4 protein-coding genes are annotated in these 6,493 nt (G+C 75.8%); all 4 read left to right on the top strand.

Annotation, left to right across the window (positions count from 1 at the left end; translation table 11 throughout):
* Positions 1 to 3,574 (top strand): amino acid adenylation domain-containing protein (locus AB0M52_RS28480; protein WP_363959996.1); only part of this gene is annotated, 3,574 nt, incomplete at its 5' end.
* A complete protein-coding gene (locus AB0M52_RS28475; protein ID WP_363959993.1) occupies positions 3,571 to 4,644 on the top strand; it encodes a saccharopine dehydrogenase NADP-binding domain-containing protein in 1,074 nt (357 codons plus the stop codon). The genes AB0M52_RS28480 and AB0M52_RS28475, both read left to right, overlap by 4 nt.
* Positions 4,641 to 5,873: a Gfo/Idh/MocA family oxidoreductase gene (locus tag AB0M52_RS28470; RefSeq protein ID WP_363959990.1), complete on the top strand. Its 1,233-nt coding sequence runs from the start codon at positions 4,641 to 4,643 to the stop codon at positions 5,871 to 5,873. Before AB0M52_RS28475 ends, AB0M52_RS28470 begins: the two co-directional genes overlap by 4 nt.
* Positions 5,870 to 6,493 (top strand): alpha/beta fold hydrolase (locus AB0M52_RS28465; protein ID WP_363959987.1); only part of this gene is annotated, 624 nt, incomplete at its 3' end. The genes AB0M52_RS28470 and AB0M52_RS28465, both read left to right, overlap by 4 nt.

The raw sequence follows: 6,493 nt of genomic DNA, 5'->3' as shown, positions 1-6,493 counted from the left end.
GCCGGCCGTCATCGCCGCCGACCGTACGCTGAGCTACGCCGAGCTGCTGGGCCGGGCGGCCGGGGTGGCCGAGGCGCTGACCGCCGCCGGCTGCCGCCGGCAGGAACTGGTCGCGGTGGTCATGGACCGGGGCTGGGAGCAGGTCGTCGCGGTGCTCGGCGCGCTGCTCGCCGGCTGCGTATACGTGCCGGTGGACACCTCGCAGCCGGCCGCGCGGCGGCGGACCATCCTGGAGAACGCCGGCATCCGCTGCGCGCTGACCCAGTCCTGGGTCGACCCGGACGGTTGGGCCGACGGGCTGCGGCCGCTCGCGGTCGACACGCTGCCGGAAGGGGAGCCGCACCCGGTCGACGGCTCCGGCGACCCGGAGGAGCTGGCGTACGTCATCCACACCTCCGGCTCCACCGGCACGCCCAAGGGCGTCATGATCAATCACCGGGGCGCGTTGAACACCGTGCTCGACATCAACGGGCGGTTCGACGTCGGCCCCGACGACCGGGTGCTCGGCCTGTCCAACCTCGGCTTCGACCTGTCGGTGTACGACATCTTCGGCCCGCTGTCCGTCGGCGGCGCGGTGGTGCTGCCCGACCCGGGGCGCCGTGGCGACCCGTCGCACTGGGCGGAGCTGGTCACCACGCACGCGGTGACGGTGTGGAACTCGGTGCCCGCCCAGTTGCAGATGCTGCACGACTACCTGGTCGCCGCCCCGGCGACGCCGGCCGGCGGGCTGCGGCTGGCGATGCTCTCCGGCGACTGGATCCCGGTGGCGCTGCCCGACCAGATCCGGGCCCGGGTGCCCGGGCTGCGGGTGGTCAGCCTGGGCGGGGCGACCGAGGCGTCGATCTGGTCGATCTGGTACCCGGTGGAGCAGGTCGACCCGACCTGGCGCAGCATCCCGTACGGCCGCCCGCTGACCAACCAGAGCTTCCACGTCTTCGACGCGGCGTTGCGCCCGCGTCCGGACCTGGTCACCGGCGAGCTGTACATCGGTGGCGCCGGGCTGGCGTTGGGCTACCTGAACGACCGCGAGCGCACCGCCGAGCGGTTCGTCGTGCACCCGGAGACCGGCGAGGTGCTGTACCGCACCGGCGACGTCGGCCGGTACCTGCCCGACGGCACCATCGAGTTCCTCGGCCGGGAGGATCTCCAGGTGAAGATCCGGGGGTACCGGATCGAGCTGGCCGAAATCGAGTCGGCGCTGGGCGCGCACCCGGGGGTGGCCGGCGCGGCCGTGGTGGTCGACGGGGACACCCCGCTGGAGCGGCGGCTGGCCGCGTTCGTCGAGCCGGCCAGCCGGGCGGTGACCGCGACACAGGCGGAACACGACACGGCGACCGCGCGGCAGCTCGGGGCGGCGGCCTGCGCCGACGCCGACGGCTCGCTCACCGGCGTCGACCGCGAGCGCTATCTGGCGTACGCCCACCGGCTGGACGACGTGGCGCTGCCGGCGATGGTCGACGCGTTCCGCGCGGCGGGCCTGTTCGCCGCCGACGGGTCGCGGCACACGCTGGCGGAGATCCTCGACGCCGCCCGGGTCGCGCCCCGCCACCACCGGCTGGTGCGGCGGTGGCTGCGCGCGCTCACCGGCGCCGGCCTGCTCGACCGCGACGACGCCGGCCGGTACGGGCTGACCGCGGCGGGTGCGGCGGCCGACACCGCCGAGCAGTGGCGGACCGTCCAGCAGCTCGCCGACGCCGAGGACCGGGAGCTGCTGGACTACTTCCGGAGCAGCACCGCCCAGCTGCCTGCGCTGCTGCGCGGCGAGGACGACCCGCTGGCGCTGCTGTTCCCGCAGGGCCGGGTGGACGTCTCGCAGGGGCTCTACGAGCGGACCCTGTTCAACCGGTGGGCCAACGAGGCGGCGGCCGCCCTGGTGCGGCGGATCGCCGAACAGCGGATCGAGCCGGGTGCGCTGCGGGTGCTGGAGATCGGTGCGGGTGCCGGGGGCACCACCGCCGCGGTGCTCGCCGCGCTGGACGGCCACGAGGTGGACTACCTCGCCACCGACCTGTCCCCGTTCTTCGTCAACGAGCTGCGGACCCGCTTCGGTGAGCGGCCCGGCCTGCGCCTGGGGGCGGTCGACATCGACCAGGACCTGGTCGCGCAGGGCCTGGCGGCGAACTCCGTCGACGTGGTGGTGGCCGGCGACGTGCTGCACGCCAGCGCCGACGTGGGCCGGACGCTGGAGCGGCTGCGCGGGGTGCTCGCCCCGCAGGGCTGGCTGGTGGCCTGCGAGATGACCCGCGACCACCACCAGATCATGACCTCGCTGGAGCTGCTGGTCCGGGTGGACGAGGCCACCGCCGACTTCACCGACCTGCGCCGGGGCACCGAGCAGGTCTTCCTCGACCGCCGGTCCTGGCTGGACGTGCTGGCCGGGGCGGGTGCGGCGGAGCCGCTGTGCCTGCCCGAACCGGACGGTTTCATCGCCGAGCTGGGCATGTGCGTGCTGGCCGCCCGGTTCAAGACCGACCGGGTACGGATCTCGCGGGAGGACGTCACCGGGCACCTGCGGCAGCGGCTGCCGGAGTACATGGTCCCGGCGGTGGTGCAGATCGTCGACGGCTTCCCGCTCAACGCCAACGGCAAGGTGGACCGGGCGGCGCTGCGACGCCGGCTGCCGGCACGGGGGACGACGGCGGCCACCGCGTCCAGCGCCGCGAGCAGCGACCTGGAACGCCGGATCGCGGCGGTGTGGGCCGAGGCGCTGCGGGTGCCCCGGGTCGGCCGGGACGAGAACCTGTTCGAACTCGGCGGTGACTCCCTGGTCGCGGCGCAGATCACCGGCCGGATCCTGGAGGAGATCCCGCAGGCGGCCGGCCTCTTCTTCGACCAGTTGCTGCGCCAGGTGCTGGAGCAGCCCACCGTGGCCGCGCTCGCCGGGCACATCGAGGCGGAGTCGGCGGCACCGGCCGCCGCGTCGCCGGCCGCCGAATCGGTGCCCCGCGCGGGCGGGCTGACCGTGTTGCACGAGGCTCCGGGTACCCCGTGGGTGCTGGTGCCGGGCTGTGCCGGCACGGTCGACGGGTACGCGCCGCTGGTGCCGCACCTCGCGGCGACCGGTCCCGTCCTCGGGCTGGCCGCCGCCGGCGCCGCCGACGACCTGCCCCGGGTCGCCGCCGAGCAGGCCCGGCTGATCGCCGCCGCCGGTCATCCGGCGGTCCGGCTGGTCGGGCACGGCCTCGGCGCGACCCTCGCCCTGGAGGTGGCCCGGTCGCTGACCGAGGCCGGTGGGCAGGTCGAGACCCTGGTCCTGGTGTCACCGTGGCGGCCGGCCACCGCCGGTGACGCCGTGACGGCGTACCGGGTCGAGACCGGCGGCGGGGCACCCGACGAGGATTTCGCCGCCCGCCTGGCGGCGACGGTCCGGCACGAGCCGACCCTGTACGCCGGCGACCTGACCGTGCTGCGGCCCACCGGCGAGGTGCCGTACGACGCCGAGGGGCTGGAGTTCTGGGCCGACCTGTGCCTGGGTGACCTGCGCACCGTCGACGTCGACGGGGACCACCGGACAGTGCTGGCGGAGGCGGCCGGGCCGGCGCTGACCGCCGCCGACCCGGAGCCGGCCCGGTGACCGCTGTCGCCGTGCTCGGCGCCTCCGGCGCGGTGGGCCGGGCCGCGCTGGAGCTGCTGCGCTCGTGGCACGTCGGTCCGCTGCGGGCCGGCGCCCGGCGTCCCCCGGACGTCGCGGGGGTCGAACCGGTCGTCGTGGACGCCCGGGACCCGGCCGACCTGGCCCGGTTCTGCGCCGGCGCCCGGGTGGTGCTCAACTGCGCCGGTCCGGCGATCGACCTGGCCGACACGGTCGCCCGGGCGGCCACCGTGGCCGGCGCGGACTACGTGGACGCGGCCGGCGACGACGCGCTGTACGCGGCGATCGCGGCGGCCACCGGCGACGCCGCGCGGGTCGCGGTGGTGTCCGCCGGGATGATGCCCGGCCTGTCCGGGCTGCTGCCCCGGCTGCTCGCCGCGCAACTGCCCGACGGTGAGCGGCTGACCGGGTACGTCGGTGGGCGGGACCGGTTCACCCTGACCGCCGCCGTGGACTACGTCGCCGCCGACGACAGCTTCGGCTGGCCCTCGGCGGCCTGGCGGGACGGCCGGGTGGTGCCCGGCGCGCTCAGCCCGGTCACCGACCTGGCGGTGCCGTTCTTCGCCGAGCCGGTCACCGCGCAGCCGTACCTGAGCACGGAGGCGGCCCGGGTCGCCGCCGCGCTCGGCCTGCGGCAGGTCGACTGGTACTCGGTCTTCGCCGGGCAGCGGGTGCTGGCGGCGCTGCGCGCCGGACCCGCACCCGACGACGGCGGCCACCGCCGGGCCGCCGAGCGGCTGTGCCGGGCCGCCGAGCTGGACCTGTTCGGGCACCGCCCGTACCAGAGCCTGGTGGTCACCCTGGACGGGCCGGGCGGCGAACGGACGGCGGTGGTCCGTGGCACCGGTGCCAGCGACCTCACCGGCACGGTGGCCGCGGTGACGGCCCGGGCCGTGCTGGCCGGCGCGGTGCCCCCGGGCGTGTGGCACGCCGCCGAGGTGCTCGACCCGGTCGCCACCTTCGACGAGCTGACGGCGGCGCCGGCGGTGCTGCTCGCCGCCGTCGTGGCGGACGCCCCCGCCGCCGACCGCTACGAGGAGGACGTGCTTTGAACCGACCCACCCGGGTGGTCGTCTGCGGCACCCGCTTCGGCCAGGTCTACCTGGAGTCCTTCCGCAACGCGGACCCGAGCTTCCAGCTCGCCGGCGTCCTCGCCGGGGGCAGCGACCGCTCCCGCGCCTGTGCCGCGCACTACGGGGTGCCGCTCTACACGGCGGTGGACCAACTGCCCGACGACATCGACATCGCCTGCGTGGTGATCCGCGGCGGCCTGCTCGGCGGCCGGGGCTCCGAGTTGGCGATGGAGCTGATGGCGCGCGGCCTGCACGTGCTCCAGGAACACCCGCTGCACCACGACGAGCTGGCCCGCTGCCTGCGGCAGGCCCGCCGGCACAAGGTGGTGTACCAGCTCAACCCGTTCTACCGGCACATCACCCCGGTCCGCCGGTTCCTCGGCGCGGCCGGCGAACTGCTGCGCCGCCAGCCGCCCCGCTACCTCGACGTGGCGTGCGGTTTCCAGTTGGCGTACTCGCTGCTGGACCTGCTCGGCCAGGCGCTCGGCGGGGTACGGCCGTGGCGGTTCACCGAGCTGCCGGCGCTGCCCGCCACGGTCACCACGGCGACCAGTCTCGACCTGCCGTTCCGCAGCCTGGACGGGGTCCTGGCCGGGGTGCCGGTCACCCTGCGGGTGCAGAACCAGATGGACCCGGCCGACCCCGACAACTACGCCCACCTGATGCACCGGATCACGATCGGCACCGAGGCGGGCAACCTCACCCTGGTCGGCACGCACGGCCCGACGGTGTGGACGGCCCGGCCCGACTTCCCCCGGGAGGTCGCCGGGATCGGTGCCGACCCGCACTTCGCCGGCCTGCGCGACACCAGCACCCCCAGCGCGGTCACCCTCGGCCCGACCGAGGTGCCGCACTACGACACGGTGTTCGGCACCACCTGGCCGCAGGGCGTACGCCGGGCACTGTGGACGCTGCGGGACACCGTCGAGCGGGGCGAGGACCCGCTGCGGCAGGGCCAGTACCACCTGACGTTGTGCCAGCTGTGGCAGGAACTGACCGCGATCCTCGGCCCGCCGGAGCTGGTCAGTGCCGAGCCGCCCCGGATGCTCGGAGCCGACGACCTGGCGGCCCTGGCGGCCGCCGGCGACACCGCGGCGGCCGACCCGTCGGGCGCGTCCGACGACCCGGCGGTGGCCGTCGTGTCTGGTGGTCCGGCGGCGTCCGGGCCGGGCGCGTCCGTGGCCAACGCCGTGGGGGTGGCCGGGTGAGCGGGGTCGACGCCACGGCCCGGCGCTGGCTGCGCTGTTACCGCCCCCGACCCACCGCCACGGTACGGCTGGTCTGCTTCCCGCACGCCACCGGCAGCGCGCCGTTCTACCGGAGCTGGGCGACCGAGCTGCCGGACGGCATCGAACTGCTGGCGGTGCAGTACCCGGGCCGGCTGGACCGCATCGGCGAACCGCCGGTGACCTCCATGGACGTGCTGGCCGACATGATCGCCGAGGTGCTCGCCCCCCGGCGGGACCTGCCGGTGGCCCTGTTCGGCCACAGCATGGGCGCGGCGGTGGCGTACGAGGTGGCCCGCCGGTTGGAGCGGCGGCACGACGGGCCACTGGCCCACCTGTTCGTCTCCGGGCGGCCCGCGCCGCGCCACCACCGGCCGGGCAGCAAGCACCTCGGCCCGGACGACGACCTCTGGGCGGAGCTGCGCAGACTGAACGGCACCGACCCGGCGGCGCTGGACAACCCGCAGCTACGGGCGGCTTTGCTGCCGACACTGCGGGCGGACTACCGGCTGATCGAGAGCTACCGGCCGGTCGAGGGGGAGCCGTTGGCCACGCCGATCTCGGCGCTCGTCGGCGACGTGGACACCGAGGCGGCCGTGGAC

The sequence above is a fragment of the Micromonospora sp. NPDC051296 genome (genome assembly GCF_040682255.1).
GTDB lineage: Bacteria > Actinomycetota > Actinomycetes > Mycobacteriales > Micromonosporaceae > Micromonospora > Micromonospora craterilacus.
The sequence above is the reverse complement of the archived record's forward strand: the minus strand, read 5'-3'. Positions and strand labels throughout refer to the sequence as shown.